4 protein-coding genes are annotated in these 2,692 nt (G+C 55.7%); all 4 read left to right on the forward strand.

Annotated elements, in window-relative coordinates:
• Positions 1–121: 121 nt before the first annotated feature.
• Positions 122–523, forward strand: a complete 402-nt coding sequence (locus tag ACQKDV_RS19030) for a DUF4189 domain-containing protein (protein WP_427785800.1) — start codon at positions 122–124, stop codon at positions 521–523.
• A 372-nt stretch (positions 524–895) separates the two neighbouring features.
• The gene (locus ACQKDV_RS19035; RefSeq protein ID WP_427785797.1) at positions 896–1,327 is read left to right on the forward strand and encodes a DUF4189 domain-containing protein; all 432 of its coding nucleotides are present in this window, start codon (positions 896–898) and stop codon (positions 1,325–1,327) included.
• A 272-nt stretch (positions 1,328–1,599) separates the two neighbouring features.
• A complete protein-coding gene (locus tag ACQKDV_RS19040) occupies positions 1,600–2,034 on the forward strand; it encodes a DUF4189 domain-containing protein (protein ID WP_427785798.1) in 435 nt (144 codons plus the stop codon).
• 54 nt (positions 2,035–2,088) lie between these two features.
• Positions 2,089–2,692: type IV secretion system protein (locus ACQKDV_RS19045; protein WP_427785799.1), on the forward strand; the 604-nt coding region annotated here is incomplete at its 3' end.

Consider the following 2,692-nt stretch of genomic DNA (forward strand, 5'->3'; position numbering starts at 1 on the left):
ATGTGGGTCGTAACAGCTCGGGCCAGACTTCGGACTTCAAGCAGGATTATGTGGGCAGCGGTAAACAGAATAATAGGAAGGGGGATGAATAATGATTGCGATATCCAGACTTATGGTCGCGATGGTCTTATTGTCACCACTGACGGCAGTAGCTCAGCAAGCAGGAACGCCTGAGTACAATAGCGTCTACCTCCCTGCGCATGGTGTCGGCGATACTGCGGCGCCTAGGCCTGTGAAGTGGGGGGCTTGGGCGAAGGGGGCTGATCGAAATCTCGGCTGGACGTTCTCCGCGAACAGCGAGGAGGAAGCCCGGGCATTGGCAATTGAGGACTGTGAGGCGCGCGGTTCATACGATTGCAAGGTTTCACAGACGTTTTTTAACGCTTGCGCTGCGATTGCCGCTGGTCCCACTGCTCGCCGGTATCAGATTTCAACTAAAGGGGAACGGTTCACTCGTCGTGAGGTTCTTAAAGACTGTGGCGCAGATTGCAAAATTGTCTTCGCAGGCTGCGCGTACCCTTAATAGCTCATTGTGACTTGGCTGCGGGTTGCTTGACCTTGAACTGCTAGCGCTTCCTGTGTGTAGGCCAGCAGGCTGTTGAGTGCAATGTTCAAGATAGATGGCGTGCATGTACTTGCCTTGGACATCAGTCGGGAAGGTGATGGACCTCCACTGGGGCAAGAAAAACGGGTAATCCAGCCTGTGGTGATGCTCATGCGAACTGCGCTCATATCAAGACTGTTTCTATCGGCGAGCGCTTTCGCATAGCAGCCAGATACCCATCAGTACAACACGGTCTTCCTTTCAGTACACGGCGTTGGCGATACCGTACGTCACAGTGATAGATGGGGTGCTACTGCGAGATTATGTGGATAAGAAGAAGGGCAGCGGCGTATGACATTCCTTCTGCGAGCGGCTACCTTGGCTAGCTTGGCGATTTCCACTATCGCGTTTGCCCAGCAGCCAGGGAGCCAGGAGTACAACACTGTTTTCTTGCCCGGGCATGGAGTCGGTGATACCGCTCGCCCCAATGTTAGATGGGGTGCCCTTGCAAGAGGAGCTGACAAGACGCTTGGTTGGTACGTAGGGGCACAAACCGAGCAAGAAGCAGTGAAGCTTGCTATTCAAGACTGCGTGGCACGTGGTTCGACGAACTGTGAGGGCGTGGAGACGTTTTTCAACTCTTGTGCTGCTGTAGCCGTCGGGCCCGCAAATAGAACCTACTCCAAAGCGCCCTCCAGTCTTTCCTATGTGCGTAAGAGAGTGCTGAAGAATTGCGGTTCGCCGGAGTGCAAAATTCTTTTTGAGGGATGCGCTCGTCCTTAAGTCGTTGCGCACATCATAGGCTCGTGCGCCCTCTTGCGACCGGGGCGTGAATTCAGCAGTGATTGCAGCGTCAGAGGGGCGGATGTGCTGATTGTCACGCCATCCACAATGCCAGCCATGTACCTCAATGGCACGCTGGGCCAGTTCGTGGCGAACTCGAGCTTCGGTAATGTGGGTCGTAACAGCTCGGGCCAGACTTCGGATTTCAAGCAGGATTATGTTGGTCGGGATTCGGATAAACCGCGCAGCTAATGGGATTGAGGAATTTAGTGATGACTGCGATACTTAGAGTGGCTATCGCCTTCACCTTTGTCCTTTCAGCTGTCGCCTCCGCGCAGCAGCCCGGCAGCGCTGAATACAACAGTGTATTTCTTCCTGCTCACGGAGTTGGCGACACTAGATCACCAGATCCAAGGATAAGGTGGGGGGCTATCGCCGTTGGTGATGACAAAGCCTGGGGCTATACGCTGGTCGGGAAAACTGAAGAAGAGGCTCGTTCGCTGGCTGTCGCTGATTGTCAAGCGCGAGGGTCGAAGAATTGTGTTCCTCTTGAAACATTTTTCAATTCCTGCATAGCAGTTGCGGTCGGTCCTAATAATCGCTCTGGACAGATGTCTCCTAAAGGGCTGAAGTGGGTTCGTCGCCAGTCGCTGAAGGAGTGTGGGCCTGATTGCAAGATTGTTTACGAGGGATGTGCCGTTCCCTAGAAAGTTGGAGTTGCTGGAGCAAACGCGCTTCATGTAAGTCCTAGCCGCACGACGATGTCCTTTGCCGGCGTCAACCTGACCGCGTTTCTGACCAACACGCTGCCGAACGAGATCCACAGAGTTGTCGCCAATGACAGCGACAACATTGAAGACTCGATCGACGACAACCTGCGCACCATGGGTCTGATCTTTGCGCTGGTCGATGCGCTTCCGGTGGCCAAGAGTGACCAGAACGCGGCCACCCAGCGCACGGTCACCTCGCTGACGGGCATCGGCATTGCAGGCCCATCGGTGATCGGTGGCGCCATGCTGCTGCTCTACAAGATTGCCCTGGTGCTGTTCGTCGGCTTCGGGCCACTGTTCATCCTGTGCCTGCTGTTCGACCAGACCAAGGACCTGTTCAAACGCTGGTTGCTGTACGGCATCGGCACGATGTTCTCGATGGCGGTGCTGTCGTTCATGGTGTCGCTGGCCACCGCCGTCGTTGCCCGCACGGCCATTGCAATCGTGACCGCCTATCTTCTTTCCGGCACCGAGATCTTCGGCATGAGCGCCTCGCTGGGCTTTGGCGGCGGCCTGAAGTCGGCTGCCGTTCAGCAGGGCGGTGTTGGACTGCTGATGTCGGTGCTGATGGTCATGGCACCGCCGATGGCGGCCA

It is taken from the genome of Stenotrophomonas sp. NPDC077659 (assembly GCF_050268705.1).
Lineage (GTDB): Bacteria > Pseudomonadota > Gammaproteobacteria > Xanthomonadales > Xanthomonadaceae > Stenotrophomonas.